Below are 18,873 nucleotides of genomic sequence, written 5' to 3'. Positions count from 1 at the left end.
CGCAACATCCCCCGGGCCGTACGCCAGTCCATGCCGATGGCCCTGGACGTCATCGAGGAGGTCGCCAAACAGCACGGCGTCTGCATTCGCCCTATACCGCTCAAGCGCACCGACACCGAGACGGGCAAGACCGAGATCGTCAACATCCCGTGCGGCGCGACGCTGGAAAGCAAGTGCGAGCCGTGCGCACGTAGGGCCGTGCAGCTCCGTAAGGCCCAATGCCGGGAGGGCTGGCATCTGGAGGCCGAACCGGTCGCCGAACCCAACGAACCGACCGAACGCCAGCTCTGGCTCATCGAGGAACGGGCTGATGCCCATGTGCTCCGCGAGCTGGCCGAGGAGACCGGCGGGGACACAGCGGTGTGGGATGAGGTGATCACCACCCTGGAAGACGAGCTTGCCACCTCCGGCGTGCGGGGCAGCGTCGTCCCTGGGGAGGGCAAGCCGCGGCGGTCGCGCTCGACTCGTCGCCGGCAGGACGCTCCCGATCTGCCCAAACGGCAGCGGGAGAATCGCACCGTTGGACGCACCTTCGCCGCCTCGGACGGCAGGGTCTACCGGCCGTCGTTGTTCATCACCCTGACCTGCGACAGCTACGGCAAAGTGAAGTCGGACGGCACTCCGGTCGACCCTTCGACGTATGACTACGTTCGGGCGGCTCGGGACGCTATCCACTTCCCCAAGCTCGTGGACCGGTTCGTTCAGAACCTTCGCCGGGTGGCCGGGTATGACGTGCAGTACTTCGCCACCGTCGAACCACAGCGCCGTCTCGCGCCACACCTGCACATGGCCGTGCGGGGAACCATGCCGCGTGCTGAGGTCAAGTCCGTAGCGGCGGCCACGTACCACCAGGTGTGGTGGCCACCGTGTGATGAGATCCGCTTCGAGGGCGAACATCTGCCGGTCTGGGTCGCCGACGAGCACGGCGCCGATCGTGAGGACGGGCAGGCCGGCGACTACCTCAACCCCGCTACGGGCGAGGTGCTACCGACCTGGGATCAGGCACTCGACGTGCTTGGCGCTGACGAGGATGCCGAACCCCTGCACGTCGTGCGCCTCGGCCAACAGGTCGACGTCAAGGGCGTACTCGCCGGATCGCCCGGTGCCGATCGGGGGCTGTACTACCTGTCGAAGTACCTCACCAAGTCTCTGGCCGACTGCCACACCTCCGAGAGCGACGCCGTGCGGGCGCACGTGGAACGGCTCGTGAACGTCCTTCGCTACGAGCCGTGCGCGCCGACGTGCCCGAACTGGCTGCGGTACGGCGTGCAGCCCAAGGGGGCCAAGTCGGGGATGCGTCCGGGTGGCTGTCGGGGCAAGGCGCACAAGCCCGAACACCTCGGCTACGCCGGCCGTCGCGTCCTGGTCTCGCGTAAGTGGTCCGGTAAGACCCTGGCCGAACACAAGCAGGATCGCCGGGCGTGGGCGCTGGAACAGCTCGGCCTGTCGGCAACCGATGACCAGTCCGAAGCGGTCGACCCGCATCGGTACCTATGGCGGGTGGCCACTCCAGCCGATCGTGATGTGCCGTCCCTGGCTGCACGGCTCCTCAAAGAGATCGCCGAACGGCAACGATGGCGGGCCGCTCTCCAGCAAGCCCAAGCACGAGCAGACGGGCAACCTCTCCACGATCTTTCGGCAACGGGGAGGGCTGCCTGATGGCGAACAAGGACGGACGTCGGCGTTTCGGCAGCATCCGCAAGCTGCCGTCTGGTCGTTTCCAGATCCGCTATCCCGGTCCGGACGGGCGGCTGCGCACCGGTGAGTCCACCTATGCCACCGAACGGGACGCCGACAAAGCGCTCTCGCTCGTGGAAGCGAAGCTCATCACGGGTGACTGGACCGACCCTCAGCGGTCCAAGGTCAAGCTCGGCGACTATGCCGAGAAGTGGATCAACGAACGCACGAGCCTGCGACCCCGTACGGTCGAGATCTACCGGGGCCTTCTGCGGCGGTACATCGCGCCGTATCTCGGCAATGCGCCTCTCGGCAAGATTGAGACAGCTGTCGTCCGGGAGTGGCGGGCAACGCTCGTCGGCAAGGGCGTGGGCGCGTCCGAGGTCGCCAAGTCGTACCGGTTCCTGCGGGCCGTGCTGATGACTGCGGCCGATGACCGGATCATCCCGCGCAACCCATGCCGTATCAAAGGCGCCGGCGAAGAGAAGCCGGACGAACGACCGGTGCTCACGGTCGCCCAAGTGTTCCAGCTCGCCGACCTGGTCCCGGCACGACTTCGCGCCCTGGTCCTGCTCGCCACGTTCGCGAGCCTTCGATGGGGCGAGGTCGCGGCACTGCGGCGGATGGATCTGGATCTGCGCGCGGGCACGGTGAGCGTTCGGCAACAGCATGTGGAGCTGGACACGGGAGAGTTGATCGTCGGTCCGCCCAAGTCGCGCGCCGGCGTGCGTACCGTCGCGATTCCCTCGGGGATCATCCCGGCACTTGAGCATCACCTGGCCTCGTACATCGGTCCGGAAGACGACTCGCTGATCTTCACGGGGTCTCGGGGTGGCATCCTCCGGCGGAGCAACTTCCGGCGGGCCGCCAACTGGGCGAGTGTCACGCGCAAGATCGGTTTTTCCGGGCTGCACTTCCATGATCTCCGGCATACCGGCAACACGCTCGCGGCCGGCTCGGGGGCGAGCCTTCGCGATCTCATGGAGCGGATGGGGCACGACAGCGTGCGGGCCGCGATGATCTATCAGCACAGTACGGCGCAGGCTGACCGGAAGATCGCCAACGCGATGAACAGCATGATCGAAGAAGCCGGTACGGGCGGGTGAGTGCGGCCAAGGATCAACGCCGAGGCGGCCAAGATCCGTACCCTAATGGCACGCTAATGGCACGGAACCCCCGTCAGAAGATCTCTGGCGGGGGTGTTTTGGCTGGTGGGCGCTACTGGGTTCGAACCAGTGACCCCTCGCTTGTAAGGCGAGTGCTCTACCGCTGAGCTAAGCGCCCCGGACGCCCCTCGCGGAGCGCGACGGGCTACACCTTACGGTACAGAAGGCGACCTGAGCACATCCAGCGCCCAAGTGGCTCCCGCGTCGGGGATGCCGGCGGCCTGCCAGCCGAGGAGGGCGGCGCCGAGCATGCCCGCGCTCATCCCGAGGGCCGCGCGTCGCAGTGGAGGGGCGGGCCGGAATGTGAGCCTGGCTTCGAGCCGTTCGGCCAGCGGCTCGAACAGCGCCGGGCCGGCTTCGGCGAGGCCTCCGCCGATGACGATCGACGACGGGTCCAGTAGGAGCGTGTAGGAGGCGAGGGCGAGGGACAGCGCCTCCAGGGCCTCGTCCCAGACGGCTGAGGCGTCAGGGTCGCCGCGCATGGCGAGGGCCACGACGTCCTCGGCGGACGCCGCGAACGGAGCGAACGGAGCGAACGGAGCAGACGGGGCCGACGCGGCGGACGCGGCGGACGGGGCAGATGCGGCGGACGGGGCAGATGCGGCCGCGATGCCGGCGTCCGCGGAGTCGATCGTCACGCCGGATTGGGCGTTAAGGTCGCGTACGGAGGCGGCGCGGCTGCGGCGTTCGCCGTAGCGGCGGGCCACCGAGGCGGCCGAGGCGTAGGTCTCCAGGCAGCCGATCTGGCCGCAGGCGCAGCGTTCACCCTCGGGGAAGACCGGGATGTGCCCGATCTCACCTCCCCAGCCCGCGGACCCCCCGTACGGCTCGCCGGCGATGATCATGGCCCCGGCGATCCCCGTGCCGATCGGGAGGAACAGGAAGTCGGGCTCGGCGCGGCCGGCGCCGAGCACGCGCTCGGCCAGCCCCCCGGTGCGTACGTCGTGGCCCAAGCGGACCGGCACCTCCAGCGAGGTGAAGTCGGCGGCGGGCACGTCCTTCCAGCCGATGTTGGCCGAGTAGACGGCCGTGTCGGAGGTGACCAGCCCCGGGACGGCCAGGCCGACGCCGGACGGGGTGCCCTGGCCGGCCTTGGCGAGGTCGTCGATGAAGGTGCGGATCGCCTCGACCACGCGCAGGGGGCCCTCGTCACGCGGCGTAGGACGCTTGTCGGTCAGCAGCACCTCGCCTGAGGAACCGACCAGGCCGCCCTTCATGGCGGTGCCGCCGACGTCGAGAGCGACGACATAGGCGCCTCCGCGAGAGGCCTTCGGCGGACCCTGGCTGTAAGCGTTCACGCGCGGGCCTTCCTGTAAGCGTTCACACGAGAGCCCTCGCCATAGGCGTTAACGCATGTGCCCCGGCTGTAAGCGTTCATCAGCGAACCCGGCCGTAAGCGTTCACGAGCGGACCCCGGCCGTATGCGTTCACGAGCGGACCCCGGCCGTATGCGTTCACGAGCGGACCCCGGCCGTATGCGTTCACGAGCGGACCCCGGCCGTATGCGTTCAGGCGCAAACCCTCGCTGTAAGCGTTCACGGGCGGGTGCCCGATTTGGTGGGGGAACCCAAGTGGCTGGACTCGTGCACCGAGTTCTCCCCCTCTTTCACGATCTTCGAGGTCTGCCTACACAGCGCATTCCCGCGCAGTTTTGCCCATAAGCGCGCATGAGTCAAAACCAAAGAAACGCGACAAACAGCCCAAAACGAGGCTCAGGACGCCGGATGCCTGCCGAGGACGCGGCTCAGCGCGGCCTCGACCTCCTCCGACAGGCCCGGCGCCCCTGCCTTCACCAGTGAAGCCTCAGAGGACGAGTGCGCGAGCCGTACGGACCCGCACGACCGGCACTCCACCTCCCCCAGCCTGCAGATCAGCATGGTGGAGCCGCATGATCGGCAGTGGTCGAGGTCGAGATCGTGCTCGCGCTGGCAAGCCGGGCAGATGAGCACCTGTGCCTCATGGCGGACTCCTCGCCGCCACGGGCTCGCGCCACGCACCGGGTCCGTCTGCCGGACCCCGCACCGATAGCAGGGCATCGTCGCCACCGCCTTCTTCTTCGCCAGGTCATCGCCCGGCGCACATCGCTAGGAGATTTCCTCGAGCACCTTGTGGTACTCGGAGATGTCGCGCGCCGAGGGGATGGGGTTCACGGCCTTCCACCGAACCACGCCCTCGGCGTCGATGACGAAGGTGCCGCGTAGCGCGAGACCCCTTTCCTCATCGAAGACACCGTACGTTTGCGCCACTTCGCCATGCGGCCAGAAATCGGAGAGCAGCGGGAAGGTGAAGCCCTCCTGGTCGGCCCAGGCCCGATGGGTGAACACCGAGTCGACCGACACGGTCAGCACCTGGACGTCCTTGGGAGCCGAGGCGGCGAACTCGTCACGGATCGCGCAAAGCTCGCCGTGGCAGATGCCGCTGAAGGCGAGCGGGTAGAAGATGAGCACCACTCGCCTTCCCCGGAGGTCGGCCATCCTCACCGGCGTGCCGTGCTGGTCCTTCAGCTCGAAGTCCGGGGCCTTGTCGCCCACCTCGACTGCCATGCCAGTCCTTTCCCCGCGGAAAGTGCCCAGAAGATGAACGAATGACCGCGAGCGCACATCATCCTGCCGTACGGCCTGTGTCAGCCGTACGGCAGGGGAAGCGAATCGAAGAGCTCTACCTAGCGGCGACCCTTGGGAGCGACCAGCCGCGTACCCGACCAATCGCGGGCCGCGCTGACGCTGCTGGTCTGGGAGAGGCCGGCCGTGGTGGCGTCCTCCCCGATGTCGCTGGGCTCGACGTGACCTTCCCGTCCCACCTTGGGAGTCAGCAGCCAGATCTGACCGCCGTCGGCCAGTCCGGCCATCGCATCACTCAAGGCGTCGAACAGGTCTCCATCCCCGTCGCGCCACCACAGCAGCACGACGTCGATGACCTCTTCGGAGTCCTCATCGACCAGTTCGTTGCCGGTCAGCTCCTCGATCGACTGGCGAAGCTCCTCATCGGAGTCCTCATCCCAGCCGATCTCCTGCACCACCTGACCCGGCTTCAGACCGAGTCGCTCGGCCAGGCCGCGCTCGCCCTGCGCCTGACCCGCGGTCGCGCTCACGTTTATCCCTCCTGCTTGGATGGCCCCGCCCTATGCGGTTTACCGGCCCCTGCGAGGCCGCTTCGGCACAGTCCACACGCTGTGACCCATCGTCGTCAACGGTCGCCACGACCGGTGACCCGCACCGTTATCTGCTAGTCCGACAAAAACGACAAACGGACACGCCGTTCCGAGTTGTCGACGTTGAGGTCGACGATAGCGACTGACTGCCATGTACCCAGCGCCAGCCGACCGTCGAGCACCGGAACCGTCGCGTACGGCGGGATGAGCGCCGGCATCACATGCGACCTGCCATGACCGCGCGAGCCGTGGGCGTGCCGCCACCTCTCGTCGGCCGGCAGCAGGTCACTCAGCAGACTGAGAAGATCTTCGTCACTGCCGGAGCCCAGCTCCATCAGAGCCACCCCCGCCGTCGCGTGGGGGACGAAGACGTGAAGCAATCCGTCTCCCCCGCACGACCGCGCGAACTCCTCGCACTGCCGGGTGATGTCGTGCACCCGTTCCCTGTTTCCCGTGCTCACCTCGAACGTCTGAGATTTCACCTAACGGATCTTATGATCCCCGCTGAACTGGGACGACAATCGCATCCGGCCCGGGAAACACCAATCCGGTGTGCCCGTCGTCGAAGCGAACGACGTACGGCGGGCATCCGTCGGGTCCCCGTACCTCGATGATCAAGCCGGGCCGATCCCTGTCTCCCACCGTCGTTCCGTGGACGAGGAGCCGGTCGCCTATGGTCGCGTACACCTCGATGCCTCCTTCTTCAGGGTCCCCTACCAGGTTCGTACGGCTCGGGCCCGGCGAAAAGAGGAGGAGGGCCTCCCCCTGCGGAGGGAGGGGAAAACAACACCGAAACGTTACTCCGCGAAGACTCCGGGCCACGGACGCGGACGGCGACCGGCGGCCGCGCCCACCGCCCGGCTCTCCCCGGCCGGCCCGATACAGCGGCCGACGCAGCGGCCGACGCCGGCCCGATGCAGCGCCCGATACAGCGCCCACTGCAGCGCCGATGCGGCGGCCGGATACATAGGTATGCGCGAGAGCCCGGAACCAGGGGTCCGCGGTCCGAAGCAGGGGGGTTGGGGGCCCCTCCGGCTGGGGAGGCAGTGGTGGAAGGTACCCTGACAACCCCCCAGTTCGGGGCAGGGACGAACCCCCGGTTTTGTGCCAATTGTTGCTTGCTGGGAGAATCGTCCTACCATCGGTGGTCTAGGCCACAGCTGTGCCCCTGCCAGCAGGGACATCTTGGTTACCGGACGGTAGAGATGCACTTTCCGGTGTAAGCGGCCAGGATGGAAGACGACCTAGACATTCGAAGAAGAGGCTTACCAGTCCATCCTCGGAAGGCGAGACCCAGTGGCTTCCGGACGCCAGCGTTTCTCGATCATCAGCGACGGCCTACCCAGCCAGCTGCCTGATGTCGACCCCAGCGAGACCCAGGAGTGGCTCGAGTCGCTTGACACCGTCGTGAAGACGGAGGGTCGTAGCCGAGCCCGTTATCTGATGCTGCGCCTGCTAGAGCGGGCGAGAGAGCATCAGGTGGGGGTGCCCGGGCTGCGGAGCACCGACTACATCAACACCATCCCGCCGGAGCGCGAGCCGTGGTTCCCGGGCGACGAGTACGTCGAACGGCGCATCAGGGCGTACACCCGGTGGAACGCCGCGGTGATGGTGACGCGGGCCAACGCCCGCACCAACGTCGGTGGCCACATCGCCACCTACGCCTCCGCCGCGTCGCTGTACGAAGTGGGCTTCAACCACTTCTTCCGCGGCAAGGACCACGGCGAGTCGGGCGACCAGATCTTCATCCAGGGCCATGCCGCCCCCGGCATCTACGCCCGGGCGTTCCTGGAAGGCCGCCTGAACGAGTCGCAGCTCGACGCCTTCCGCCAGGAGCTGTCCCACGGCTTCAAGGGCCTGCCCTCTTACCCGCACCCGCGCCTGATGCCCGACTTCTGGGAGTTCCCCACGGTCTCCATGGGCCTCGGGGCGATCGGCGCGATCTACCAGGCGCGGTTCAACCGCTACCTGCTCAACCGCAAGGTCAAGGACACCAGCCGCAGCCACGTCTGGTGCTTCCTCGGCGACGGTGAGATGGACGAGCCCGAGTCGCTGGGCGCGATCGGCCTCGCCTCCCGCGAGGAGCTCGACAACCTCACCTTCGTGATCAACTGCAACCTGCAGCGGCTCGACGGGCCGGTGCGCGGCAACGGCAAGATCATCCAGGAGCTGGAGTCGTACTTCCGCGGCGCCGGCTGGAACGTCATCAAGGTGGTCTGGGGCCGCGAGTGGGACCAGCTCCTCGCCGCCGACGTCGACGGCGTGCTCGTCAACAAGATGAACACCACCCCCGACGGGCAGTTCCAGACCTACTCCGTCGAGTCCGGTGAGTACATCCGGGAGCACTTCTTCGGAGACGACCCGCGGCTGCGCAAGATGGTCGAGCACCTGTCCGACGACGACATCCGCAAGCTGTCGCGCGGCGGCCACGACTACCGCAAGGTGTACGCGGCGTTCAAGGCGGCACGCGAGCATGTCGGCCAGCCCACGGTCATCCTCGCCCAGACCATCAAGGGATGGACCCTCGGCAAGGACTTCGAGGCGCGCAACGCCACGCACCAGATGAAGAAGATGAGCAAGGCCGAGCTCAAGGAGTTCCGCGACCGGCTCTACCTCCCGATCCCCGACAAGGACCTCGAGGGCGACCTGCCCCCGTACTTCCACCCGGGCGAGAACGACGAGGAGATCGCGTACATGCGCGAGCGCCGCGCGGCGCTCGGCGGCTTCCTGCCGAAGCGCGTCACGCGTGCCAAGCCGCTGAAGCTCCCCGGCGACAAGGTCTACGCCGACCTGAAGAAGGGCTCGGGCAAGCAGAACGTCGCCACGACCATGGCGTTCGTCCGCCTGCTCAAGGACCTCATGCGCGACAAGGAGATCGGCGCCAGGTTCGTGCCGGTCATCCCGGACGAGGCCCGCACCTTCGGCGTCGACGCGATGTTCCCGACCGCCAAGATCTACTCCCCGCACGGGCAGACGTACGACGCGGTCGACCGCAACCTGCTGCTGTCCTACAAGGAGTCGGTCGAGGGCCAGATCCTGCACGAGGGGATCAGCGAGTCCGGCTCCATGGGCTCGGTGATCGCCGCGGGGTCGGCGTACGCCACGCACGGCCAGCACATGATCCCGGTCTACATCTTCTACTCGATGTTCGGGTTCCAGCGCACCGCCGACCAGATGTGGCAGCTCGGCGACCAGATGGGCCGCGGCTTCCTGCTGGGGGCGACGGCCGGGCGCACCACGCTCAACGGCGAGGGCCTCCAGCACGAGGACGGCCACACGCCGCTGATCGCCTCGACGAACCCCGCCGCCGTGTCGTACGACCCGGCGTGGGCCTTCGAGATCGCGCACATCGTCCAGGACGGCCTGCGGCGCATGTACGGCGAGCAGCCCGAGGACATCTTCTACTACCTCACCGTCTACAACGAGCCCTACCCGCAGCCGGCCGAGCCCGAGAACCTCGACGTCGAAGGGGTGCTCAAGGGTCTCTACCGGTTCGCGGAGGCCCCCGACATCGAGGGTCCCCGGGCGAACATCCTCGCCTCCGGCGTGGCCGGTCGCTGGGCCCTCGAGGCACAGCGCCTGCTCGCCGAGGAGTGGGGCGTGGCGGCCGAGGTGTGGTCGGCGCCCTCGTGGACCGAGCTTCGCAGGGACGCGCTCGACTGCGAGGAGCACAACCTGCTCAACCCCGAGTCCGAGCAGCGCGTGCCTTACGTCACTCAGGTGCTGACCGACGTCCCCGGTCCGTTCGTGGGCGTCAGCGACTACATGCGGGCCGTGCCCGACCAGATCGCGCGGTGGGTGCCCGGCGACTGGGCGTCCCTCGGCACCGACGGCTTCGGCCTGTCGGACACCCGCTCGGCGCTGCGCCGCCACTTCCACGTGGACGCCGCGTCGATCACCCTGGCCGTGCTCACCGAGCTGGCCAAGCGCGGCGAGGTCAAGCAGGAGACCCTGCGCGAGGCCATCTCGCGCTACCACCTGAAGAACGGCGTCACCGAGGTCGTCGCGCAGCCGACCCCGGAGAGCAACGAGACGCAGTCCATGGGAGTCTGACCTCCCCTGGCCGACGGCAGGCCCTCGCGCGAGCATCGCGCGGGGGCCTGTTTCGCGCCCAAGCCCACTGGAGCCGCTCGCCAAGTCAGTCACAAGCCATGGACAAGCCGCGTGTCCCACGATGGCCAGCGTGAACGGAAATATCAGGAAAAGGCTCACGATGGTCGCCGCCTCGGCGTCGATCGCCATGAGCATGACGGCCGTGGCCGCGCCCGCCACGGCCGATGGCGAACCCAACGTGCCCGTGGGCACCCGGCTGGCCGCCCAGGCCAACCCCGCGGTCCAGCTGACCAGCCTGACCTACAGCGGTCAGGTGGTCGTCCCCACTCCCGAGGTCAAGCAGTCGGCGCTCCAGGCACTGGCCCAGCAGGCCGCCGCCGCCGCGCTCTCCGGCAAGATCGCTCAGGACGAGCGCAGCATCTGGAAGTACGTCCTCCAGCACATGGCCGCGAACCCCAACGCCTACCTTCGCTCCGCGGGCCCCAACCGGTCCGTGGACGCCGAGGTCGGCGGGCTGTGCACCGGCTGGTGGGTGACGCCGGACGGGTACATGGTGACCGGCGCCCACTGCGTCGAGACCGGCGACGAGGAGCTCAGCCAGCTCTTCGCCCAGCAGGCGCTCGGGAAGTTCAACAAAGCGGACGCCGAATCGGTGGTACGCGATCTGGGCGATCTCCAGACCGACGAGGAGATCGTGAAGCTGGCGACGCAGATCTTCGTCACCTTCAACGGCACCCACCTGAGTATCCAGGGGCTGCAGAAGAACCTCGCGGTCCTGCAGAGCCTGCCCGGCGGCGGCGTCGACAAGACGGCCAAGCCCGTGCCCGCCGAACTGGTGTCGGTCGGCGAGAGCTACCCCGGCAAGGACTTCGCCCTGCTCAAGGTCAACGGCCAGCAGAACCTGCCGACCGTGCCCCTGGGCGACGACGCGGACGTGCAGACCGGTGACACGCTTTACATCAGCGGCTTCCCCGGCCTGGTGACCAACACCCCGTTCTTCAGCCTGGAGTCCAAGCTGGACCCGGCCCTGACCGAGGGCCCGTACAACGCCAAGCGCGCGACCCAGACCGGCGTGCCGTACATCCAGACCCAGGCCCCGGCCTACCACGGCAACTCCGGAGGCCCGGTCTTCAGCAAGGGCGGCAAGGTCGTCGGCATGCTGATCGCCGGCTCGGTGACCGACGGCGGCGAGAACACCGAGACCCAAACGTTCGTCCTGCCGGTGAGCATCATCAAGGAGAAGCTCAACGAGAAGAACGTCAAGCCGTCGCAGGCGCTGACCTCCACCCGGTACAACGAGGCGCTCGACGACTACTTCCGGCACTACTACTCGCAGGCGCTGCCGAAGTTCCGCGAGGTGCAGGCGCTCTTCCCCAACCACCCCTACGTCGCCAAGTACATCAGCGACACCCAGCAGGCGATCTCCTCGGGCAAGGACGAGACCCCGTCGTCGATCCTGCCGTGGCTCCTGATCGGCGGAGGCGTGGTCATCGGCCTCGTCATCGTCGTGGTGCTGGTGACCTCGCTCGGCCGCCGCCGCAGGCAGGCGGCGCCCGCGTCGTCCTTCCCGGCCCAGCAGGGGTACGGGGGCGCCGTCCCCCCGCCGCCGTGGGCCCAGCAGCAGGCCGCGCTCCCGTACGGCCAGCCCGGTGGCGCGCCGCAGGGCTACCAGCCGCCGCAGCCCAACGGGGGCTACCCGCCCCAGCACGCCCCGCAGGAGCAGCACGGCCCGCAGCCGCAGATCGCCGATCTGGAGCGTGAGCTGGCCCAGCTCCGCCGCCAGCTCGGGAACCGGCCGCCCGGCCAGTGACCACCGTCCAGGGCCCGCCACACGACCACGTGGCGGGCCTTCTACCTGTACTGGCAGGCTTCGGGGTGCCCGAGTGCCCGAACCCGCGCAGGAGCGGCCTGGGGCGTCAGCCGAGGGCGGAGTCGCGGGCGATCAGGTCGGGGATGTCCGGGGCGTACTCCTCCAGCCGGCGCCTGGCCCTGGCCGACTCGCCGGTGAGCGCGGCGGCGGCGACGCGGTCGAGCCGGAACACCCGGACGTCCTCCCTGAGCCGGCACCACGCCACCAGGTACCAGAAGCCGCCGCGCCCGCCGATGAACACGCCGGGCTCGACATCGCGCTCGGTGGTGGCGCCCGAGCGGTCTTCGTAAACGATGCGCAGCACCCGCCGGTCTCGCAGGGCCTCCTCGATCACCCGGGCGACCGCGGCCCGCGCGTCCAGGGCTGCCTCGGTGCCGGTCTCGGCGGGGATGAGGTCGAGTGGGGGAATCGCGCCGGAGGAGTCGATGGCATAGCCCCCGCGCTCGCCCGCCTCGGCGCGGATGGGCACGCCCGCCTGCTGGAGGGCCGAGATGTCGCGCTCGACGGTGCGGACGCTCACCCCTAACCGCGCGCTCAGCTCGCGTGCGGACCGGCACCGGGGGGAGATCGCGCGCAGCTCCTGGACCAGAGCGTTGAGCCGATCGGTACGGTTCACATCCCGAACCTACGCCGGGGCACCGACATTCGGCTCGTCTCGCATGGCGATCCGTCCTCGACGCGGCTATGCGGTGGTCCAGGCCAGCAGGTCGCCGAGGGGCCAGGTGTCGACCACGCGCTCGGCCTCGACGCCGCACTGCGCGGCCCGCGCGCATCCGAAGTGCTGCCATTCGAGCTGGCCGGGAGCGTGCGCGTCGGAGTCGATCGAGAACAGGCACCCCATCTCGTACGCCAGCCGCAGCAGCCGCTTGGGCGGGTCGAGCCGGTCGGGACGGGAGTTGATCTCGACCGCGACCCCGAACCGCCTGCACGCCTCGAAGACGAGCTCGGCGTCGAACGCCGACTCGGGCCTGAGCCCGCCTCGCCGGCCGCCGGCCCGGACGATGCGGCCCGTGCAGTGGCCGAGCACGTCCACCCGCGGGTCGGCGACGGCCGTGACCATCCTGCGGGTCATGTCGCCGGCGTCCATCCTCAGCTTGGAGTGCACGCTGGCGACCACCACGTCCAGCCGGTCGAGGAGCTCGGGCTCCTGGTCGAGCGAGCCGTCCTGCAGGATGTCCACCTCGATGCCGGTCAGGATCCGGAACGGCGCCAGCTTCTCGTTCAGCCCGGCGATGACGTCGAGCTGCTCGCGCAGCCGGGCCGGGGACAGGCCGCGGGCCACGGTCAGGCGCGGCGAGTGGTCGGTCATGGCGAGGTAGTCGTGGCCGAGGTCGCGAGCCGCCGCGGCCATCTCCTCGATGGGCGAACCGCCGTCCGACCAGTCGGAATGGCTGTGCAGGTCGCCCTTGAGCGCGGCGCGCAGGGCGGCGGTCTCCTCGTCGAGGTCGAGGCCCGCGGTGTCCTCCAGGCGGCGCAGGTAGGTGGGGGTCGCGCCGTCCAGCGCCTCGGTGATCGCCAGGGCGGTGACCTTGCCGATGCCCTTCAGGTCGGACAGGCCCCCCGACCGCGCGAGCCGTACGAGCTCGTCGCGCGAGATGCCCTCGACGGTGGACGCGGCGCCGCGGAAGGCGCGCACCCGGTAGGTCGGCTCGCCCGCCCGCTCAAGGAGAAAGGCGATCCTCTTCAGCGCTTCGACCGGTTCCACAACCGCGAATCTACCCGGCGGGGGTGACATTCTCCCGGGCACCGATCTCGCCGCCCCGCCGGACGGCCGCTCCCACCTGCCAGGATGCCGACTCACTGTTGCCAAGATTATTTACGACATTGGATATCCCGCTTTTTGGAACCTTTGATGCCGATGTTCCCGTTGATCGGTCCAAACGGTACGCTGTGCTGACTTTTCGAGAGATGGAATTCGATGGCAAACCCCGAGCCAGAGCGTGTACTGCCACCCCACCCTCTGGCACAGGGGGCGCCCCAGCAGGGCAAGCCGCCGGGCAAGGGCAAGGGATGGTCGTCCAGCGCGATCACGCTCGGGACCATGGGATTGCTCTCCACCCTGGTCGTCGGCTTCTGCGCCGCGCAGGACACCTTCGCCGAGCGGGTCACCGCCGACTGCGTGGACCTCAACAGCCGCCAGGCCGACGGGTCGTACCAGGTCGTGGGCGACGACAGGTGCGACGACGACGGCTACCGAGGCTCGCACGGCGCCTACGGCTGGTACTACGGGGGCGCCCGCACGGCCGGCCGGGTGCTTCGCGGAACGACCATCCGGCCGTCGAACGCGCACATCAGCGCCCGTTCGGGCACGGTCATCCAGCGGGGCGGCTTCGGCGGCAGAGGGTCGGGCGGAAGTTGAGCCCCCGGCGGCGGCACGGCCGGGGAAGGGGCTGACGTGCGGCGGGAGGCGTCCACGCCCCGGGACGGCTGGGAAGAGATCATCGAGTCGCAGGGGCTCGCCTACCACCGCTCCGCGCACCCGGTGCACCTGGCCCGCCCCTACTGGGACGAGAGCGTGCACTACACCTTCACCATGCGGGAGGTGCTCGACCTGGAGAGCCAGGTCGAGGAGCTGCACGGCATGTGCCTGGAAGCGGTCGGGCACGTGATCGCCCACGGCCGCTTCCGCGACTTCGCCATCCCCGAGTGGGCCGTGCCGGACGTGGAGGCGTCATGGCGGCGCCGCGACCCGCATGTGTACGGCCGCTTCGACCTGCGCTACGACGGGACCGGGCCCGCCAAGCTGCTCGAGTACAACGCCGACACCCCGACCAGCCTCGTCGAGAGCTCGCTGGTCCAGTGGTTCTGGCTCAAGGACGTCCACCCGGACGGCGACCAGTGGAACTCCCTTCACGAACGCCTGGTCGACCGGTGGAAGGAGCTTCCGCTCCAGACCGGCCCGGCGCACTTCGCCTGGACGAACATGGACGAGACCGGCGAAGAGGTGATGACGCTCGGGTATCTGCAGGAGACCGCCGAGCAGGCGGGCCTGCACACCGTCGCCGTCGCCATGGAGGACATCGGGTGGGACCCCCGCGGCCTGCGGTTCGTCGACATGGAACAGCGGGTCATCCGCACGCTCTGCAAGCTCTACCCGTGGGAGTGGGCGGTCGCCGACCCGTTCGGGCCGCGGGCGGTGAGTCAGCAGATCTCCATGACCTGGATCGAGCCTCTATGGAAGATGCTGCTCTCCAACAAGGCGCTGCTCGCGGTGCTGTGGGAGATGTACCCCGGCCACCCGAACCTGCTCCCCGCCTACCTCGACGGCCCCCGCGACCTGCCCGCCCACATCGAGAAGCCGCTGCTCGGCAGGGAGGGCGCGAGCATGCGCATCGTGACGCCCGAGGCCACCCAGAGCACCGAGGGCGGCTACGGCGCCGAGGGCTACGTCTACCAGGAGTTCCGCGCGCTTCCGGACTTCGACGGCTGGCGCCCGGTGCTCGGCGCGTGGATCGTCGGGGACGAGGCCGCGGGGCTCGGCATCCGGGAGACCTCTGGCCTGATCACCGATGACTCCTCCTCCTTCGTCCCCCACCGCATCATCCCCTGAGCCGGTGCCCACCCCCCGTACGTGCTAGGAGAAACACATGACCATCGCGCTCGCCGGCCCGCTGGGAGAGGCGCTCGGACGAGGGGCTCTCGCCATCCTCGCGTACGCGGTGCTGGGCGTCCTGCTGCTCGTCGCCGGCTTCTATGTGATCGACATGGCCACCCCCGGCCGGCTCGGCAAGCTCATCCAGACCGACCGCAACCCCAACGCCACGCTGCTCACCGCCTCGGGCCTCGCGGCCGTCGGGCTCATCGTCGCGGCCTCCATCTGGTCCTCCGGCGGGGTGCTTCAGGAGGGCCTGCTCGCCACGCTGGTGTTCGGGGTGGTGGGCATCGCCGTGCAGACCCTCGGGATGCTGCTCTTCGACCGCGTCGCGGGCATCTCCGTACGCCGGCTCGTGGGCGAGCCCACACTCCAGCCGGGCGCCGTCCTGCTCGCCGTGACCCACCTCGCGATCGGGCTGATCACCGCAGTCGCGGTGATGCCTTGACGACTGGCAGTCCGGGGCCAGGTGCACATACGCCCGAGCGTGGATCGACGTCAAAACCACTACACGCTGTCCATCACCAGGCGGAGAACAAAGCTCTCGACGAGATGCTTGATACCTGTGTCGGGGAACCAATCCACCCGTGATGGAACGACGAGAGTCGAAGGTTGTGGCCGGGCCCGGAGGTGTCATGACCAACGAGGTGGGGGTGGTGACTGGGGATCTGACCGTGACAACCGAGGTCCGCGGCGACCAGGCTGGGGTGCGGGTGCAGTACACCGGAGCCGAGGAGTGGTACACGGTCACAGGTTCCCCGCTCGCGATCGTCGTCGGGAACGGAGAATGGCTCCACGCCGCGATGGTCCGAGCGATCGAGCAAGGGCTCCCGGAAGGGCTCGTAGGGGTCGAGCTCGCTTGACATGTACTTGACATGTAAACGCCCCGGCATCCCAAGAGGACGAGCCGCCGACGAGTCTCGTTGATGAAGTTCAGCCGTGCCGACTCGATCGACGCGCCGAGCGAGTTCGCCAACTGGGCCAGAGCCAGGACGCGAGGCGGCCCGGCGGGCGGGACGATCCGTGACATGGGTTACTCCGCTCAGCCGACACGGGGGGATACGGTGCGGGAACGCTTGAGCTCGAAGAACCCGGGCGTGGCCGAGACCAGCAGGACGCCGTCCCAGAGCCGGCCCGCCACCTCGCCGCGTGGCACGGGGCTCACCACCGGGCCGAAGAACGCGTTGGGCCGCCCGTCCGCGCCGGGTACGTGGATGGCCGGGGTACCGAGATCGTCGCCGACCAGGTCGAGGCCCGCATGGTGGCTCAGGCGCAGAGCGTCGTCGTAGTCGGTGACGTCGGCCGCGTCGGCCAATTCGGTGTCCAGGCCGTGCTCGGCCAGCGCGCCGACATACAGGTCCCGGCCGATCGGCGCCTTCTCGTGGTGGATACGGTTGCCGAACGCGGTGTAGAGGTCCCGCAGGATCGGCGTGCCATACTTCTGCTCGGCGGCGATGAGGACGCGGACCGGGCCGAGCGTGTCTGTGAGCCATCGCGCGTACCACTCCTCCAGCCCTTCGCGGCCGTCGTTGAGCAGCCACAGGCTAAGCACGTGGAAGCGCACCTGTACGTCGCGTACGCGCTCGACCTCGAGCAGCCAGCGGGAGGTGTTCCAGGCCCAGGGGCATTTCGGGTCAAACCACATGTCGGCGACGGTCACCGTTACTCCTCGTCGGTCCGATGTCTCCCTTACGAGATCAAGCTATTGGCGATGATTGGCTGATGGAAGCGCCAATTCTGTACATCTTGAATGGGCCAATATAGGGTCTGGTCGTGGACCTGCACGTGAGCCTGACGGGCCCCGGCGACCGCGCCTCCCGCATCTACCGGGAGCTGCTCGAGGCGATCCTGGACGGCCGGCTGCGACCTGGTGAGCGCTTGCCGCCCACCAGGGAGCTCGCCCTCCGTCTCCAGGTGGCCCGCAACACGGTGGCCGTCGCGTACGAACGCCTGACGGCCGAGGGCTTCCTGGTCGCCCGCGTCGGCGCCGGGACCTTCGTGGGCACCGAGCCGCTCACCCGCGCCCGGCCCCGGGCCGCGCCGACGGGCAGCGGCGTGCGACCCCGGCCGTTCTGGGACTCCGTCCCTCCCCCGGCCCCCACCGTCCCGGCGCCGGTCCACGACTTCCGGGTCGGTACGCCCGACGGCGCGTTGTTCCCGCTCGCCACCTGGCGCCGCCTCATCGCCGGCGAACTCCGCGACTCGGCGATCAGGGCGGCCGGCTACGACCAGCCCGGCGGGCACCCCGGCCTGCGCGAGGCCATCGCCCGGTACGTCGGCGTCTCCCGCTCCGTCCGCGCGGGACCCGACGACGTGCTGGTCACGCAGGGCGCCCAGCAGGCCCTCGACCTCGTCGGGCGGGTCCTGATCGAACCGGGCGAGTGCGTGGCCGTTGAGGAACCCGGATACCCGCCGGCGCGGCTGCTGTTCCGCTCCCTCGGCGCCCGCGTCGTGCCGGTGCCCGTCGACGACGAGGGCTTGGACGTGAGCGCGCTCCCGGCCGCCGCGCGGCTGGTGTACGTCACGCCGTCACACCAGTTCCCGCTAGGTACGCCGATGTCGCTGGCCCGGCGCGCCGCGCTGCTCGAATGGGCCTCGCGCCGCGGCGCCGTCATCGTCGAAGACGACTACGACAGCGAGTTCCGCTTCTCCGACCGACCCCTCGCGCCCCTGCAGAGCCTCGACCGCACCGGCCGAGTGGTCTACGTGGGCACGTTCTCCAAGACGCTGCTGCCGAGGCTGCGGCTCGGCTTCCTGGTCGCCCCGGCCTCGCTGCAGCCCGCGTTGCGCGCCGCGCAGCAGCTCACCAGCTGGCACGGCGAGTACACGGTCCAGGCGGCGCTCACCCGCTTCATCGACACCGGCGAGCTGCCGCGGCACATCCGCCGGGCGACCCGGGTGTACGCCGCCCGGCACGAACGCATCGTCACCGCGCTTCGCAGCGACTTCGCCGACTGGCTCGACCCCGTGCCATCCGCCGCAGGCCTGCACCTGTGCGCCCGCCTCAAGCCCGGCGCGTCCATCGACCTGGCCCGCGTCCTGAACAGAGCGCGCGACCTGGGCGTCGCCACCGACAGCCTGGCAGGCTACTGCGTCGGCGACCGGCCGCAGGCCGGCCTGGTGCTCGGCTACGGCACCATCCACACCGAGAACATCGCCGCAGGCCTCCGCCTCCTGGCCCGCTCCTTCCAAGAGACACACAACGCCCGTTCCCCCGACCCTGGTCAGGGCACCGGCTGAGTTCACTCGCCATGGCGCCCGACCGCTCCGCGCGTCACAGAAATCCGAGCTGTCCGCGCTCGCGGGGTGATATACAGCACCACCACGCACCGTACGGCTGTCGCACTCGCGTTGACCTGGCACC

18 protein-coding genes and 1 tRNA gene are annotated in these 18,873 nt (G+C 69.1%); 9 read left to right on the top strand and 10 right to left on the bottom strand.

Annotated elements, in window-relative coordinates; genetic code table 11:
- The first annotated feature begins 36 nt into the window (after positions 1-36).
- Together OG589_RS02890 and xerC are read left to right on the top strand one after the other, a co-directional pair.
- Complete coding sequence (locus OG589_RS02890; RefSeq protein WP_405145879.1) at positions 37-1,659, top strand: replication initiator; 1,623 nt, start codon at positions 37-39, stop codon at positions 1,657-1,659.
- The gene (xerC, locus tag OG589_RS02885; RefSeq protein WP_405145877.1) at positions 1,659-2,783 is read left to right on the top strand and encodes a tyrosine recombinase XerC; all 1,125 of its coding nucleotides are present in this window, start codon (positions 1,659-1,661) and stop codon (positions 2,781-2,783) included. The genes OG589_RS02890 and xerC overlap by 1 nt, the downstream gene beginning before the upstream one ends.
- 103 nt (positions 2,784-2,886) lie before the next feature.
- Here xerC and OG589_RS02880 read toward each other — a convergent pair.
- The 7 genes from OG589_RS02880 to OG589_RS02850 form a co-directional block, all read right to left on the bottom strand.
- Positions 2,887-2,961: transfer RNA gene (locus tag OG589_RS02880), tRNA-Val, on the bottom strand.
- 34 nt (positions 2,962-2,995) lie between these two features.
- Positions 2,996-4,141, bottom strand: a complete 1,146-nt coding sequence (locus tag OG589_RS02875) for an ROK family protein (protein WP_405145875.1) — start codon at positions 4,139-4,141, stop codon at positions 2,996-2,998.
- A gap of 414 nt (positions 4,142-4,555) precedes the next feature.
- Complete coding sequence (locus tag OG589_RS02870) at positions 4,556-4,879, bottom strand: hypothetical protein (protein WP_405151946.1); 324 nt, start codon at positions 4,877-4,879, stop codon at positions 4,556-4,558.
- A gap of 48 nt (positions 4,880-4,927) precedes the next feature.
- Positions 4,928-5,386 (bottom strand): peroxiredoxin, encoded by a 459-nt coding sequence (locus tag OG589_RS02865; RefSeq protein WP_405145873.1) that lies wholly within the window; start codon positions 5,384-5,386, stop codon positions 4,928-4,930.
- A gap of 119 nt (positions 5,387-5,505) precedes the next feature.
- Positions 5,506-5,934, bottom strand: coding sequence for a DUF3052 domain-containing protein (locus tag OG589_RS02860; protein ID WP_358556973.1), 429 nt, complete (start codon positions 5,932-5,934; stop codon positions 5,506-5,508).
- 134 nt (positions 5,935-6,068) lie between these two features.
- Positions 6,069-6,476, bottom strand: coding sequence for a secondary thiamine-phosphate synthase enzyme YjbQ (locus OG589_RS02855; protein WP_405145871.1), 408 nt, complete (start codon positions 6,474-6,476; stop codon positions 6,069-6,071).
- Positions 6,477-6,486: 10 nt separating this feature from the next.
- The gene (locus tag OG589_RS02850) at positions 6,487-6,681 is read right to left on the bottom strand and encodes a DUF1918 domain-containing protein (RefSeq protein ID WP_248958741.1); all 195 of its coding nucleotides are present in this window, start codon (positions 6,679-6,681) and stop codon (positions 6,487-6,489) included.
- A 609-nt stretch (positions 6,682-7,290) separates the two neighbouring features.
- On the opposite strand from OG589_RS02850, the gene aceE reads away from it, so the two are divergent.
- Together aceE and OG589_RS02840 are read left to right on the top strand one after the other, a co-directional pair.
- Positions 7,291-10,047, top strand: coding sequence for a pyruvate dehydrogenase (acetyl-transferring), homodimeric type (aceE, locus tag OG589_RS02845; protein ID WP_405145869.1), 2,757 nt, complete (start codon positions 7,291-7,293; stop codon positions 10,045-10,047).
- 130 nt (positions 10,048-10,177) lie between these two features.
- Positions 10,178-11,857 (top strand): trypsin-like peptidase domain-containing protein, encoded by a 1,680-nt coding sequence (locus tag OG589_RS02840; RefSeq protein WP_405145867.1) that lies wholly within the window; start codon positions 10,178-10,180, stop codon positions 11,855-11,857.
- A gap of 106 nt (positions 11,858-11,963) precedes the next feature.
- On the opposite strand, the gene OG589_RS02835 is transcribed toward OG589_RS02840, so the two are convergent.
- Together OG589_RS02835 and OG589_RS02830 are read right to left on the bottom strand one after the other, a co-directional pair.
- Positions 11,964-12,533: a helix-turn-helix transcriptional regulator gene (locus OG589_RS02835; RefSeq protein ID WP_405145865.1), complete on the bottom strand. Its 570-nt coding sequence runs from the start codon at positions 12,531-12,533 to the stop codon at positions 11,964-11,966.
- Between the two features lie 66 nt (positions 12,534-12,599).
- On the bottom strand, positions 12,600-13,622 hold the full coding sequence (locus tag OG589_RS02830; protein WP_405145863.1) for a PHP domain-containing protein: 1,023 nt from the start codon (positions 13,620-13,622) through the stop codon (positions 12,600-12,602).
- 213 nt (positions 13,623-13,835) lie between these two features.
- Here OG589_RS02830 and OG589_RS02825 point away from each other — a divergent pair, with 213 nt between their 5' ends.
- From OG589_RS02825 to OG589_RS02810, 4 genes are all read left to right on the top strand, one after another.
- Positions 13,836-14,276, top strand: a complete 441-nt coding sequence (locus OG589_RS02825) for a hypothetical protein (protein ID WP_405145861.1) — start codon at positions 13,836-13,838, stop codon at positions 14,274-14,276.
- Positions 14,277-14,312: 36 nt separating this feature from the next.
- Positions 14,313-15,467 carry a glutathionylspermidine synthase family protein gene (locus OG589_RS02820; RefSeq protein WP_405145859.1) on the top strand — a complete coding sequence of 385 codons (1,155 nt, stop codon included), beginning with the start codon at positions 14,313-14,315 and terminating at the stop codon, positions 15,465-15,467.
- Positions 15,468-15,504: 37 nt separating this feature from the next.
- Positions 15,505-15,957, top strand: coding sequence for a DUF350 domain-containing protein (locus OG589_RS02815; RefSeq protein WP_405145857.1), 453 nt, complete (start codon positions 15,505-15,507; stop codon positions 15,955-15,957).
- Between the two features lie 226 nt (positions 15,958-16,183).
- The gene (locus OG589_RS02810) at positions 16,184-16,372 is read left to right on the top strand and encodes a hypothetical protein (protein WP_405145855.1); all 189 of its coding nucleotides are present in this window, start codon (positions 16,184-16,186) and stop codon (positions 16,370-16,372) included.
- A 179-nt stretch (positions 16,373-16,551) separates the two neighbouring features.
- On the opposite strand, the gene OG589_RS02805 is transcribed toward OG589_RS02810, so the two are convergent.
- Complete coding sequence (locus tag OG589_RS02805; protein ID WP_405151945.1) at positions 16,552-17,154, bottom strand: disulfide bond formation protein DsbA; 603 nt, start codon at positions 17,152-17,154, stop codon at positions 16,552-16,554.
- Positions 17,155-17,282: 128 nt separating this feature from the next.
- On the opposite strand from OG589_RS02805, the gene OG589_RS02800 reads away from it, so the two are divergent.
- Positions 17,283-18,749 (top strand): PLP-dependent aminotransferase family protein, encoded by a 1,467-nt coding sequence (locus tag OG589_RS02800; protein ID WP_405145853.1) that lies wholly within the window; start codon positions 17,283-17,285, stop codon positions 18,747-18,749.
- The last annotated feature ends 124 nt before the right edge of the window (positions 18,750-18,873 follow it).

It is taken from the genome of Sphaerisporangium sp. NBC_01403, assembly GCF_045040145.1.
GTDB lineage: Bacteria > Actinomycetota > Actinomycetes > Streptosporangiales > Streptosporangiaceae > Sphaerisporangium > Sphaerisporangium viridialbum.
This window is presented reverse-complemented; position numbering and strand designations above follow the sequence as displayed.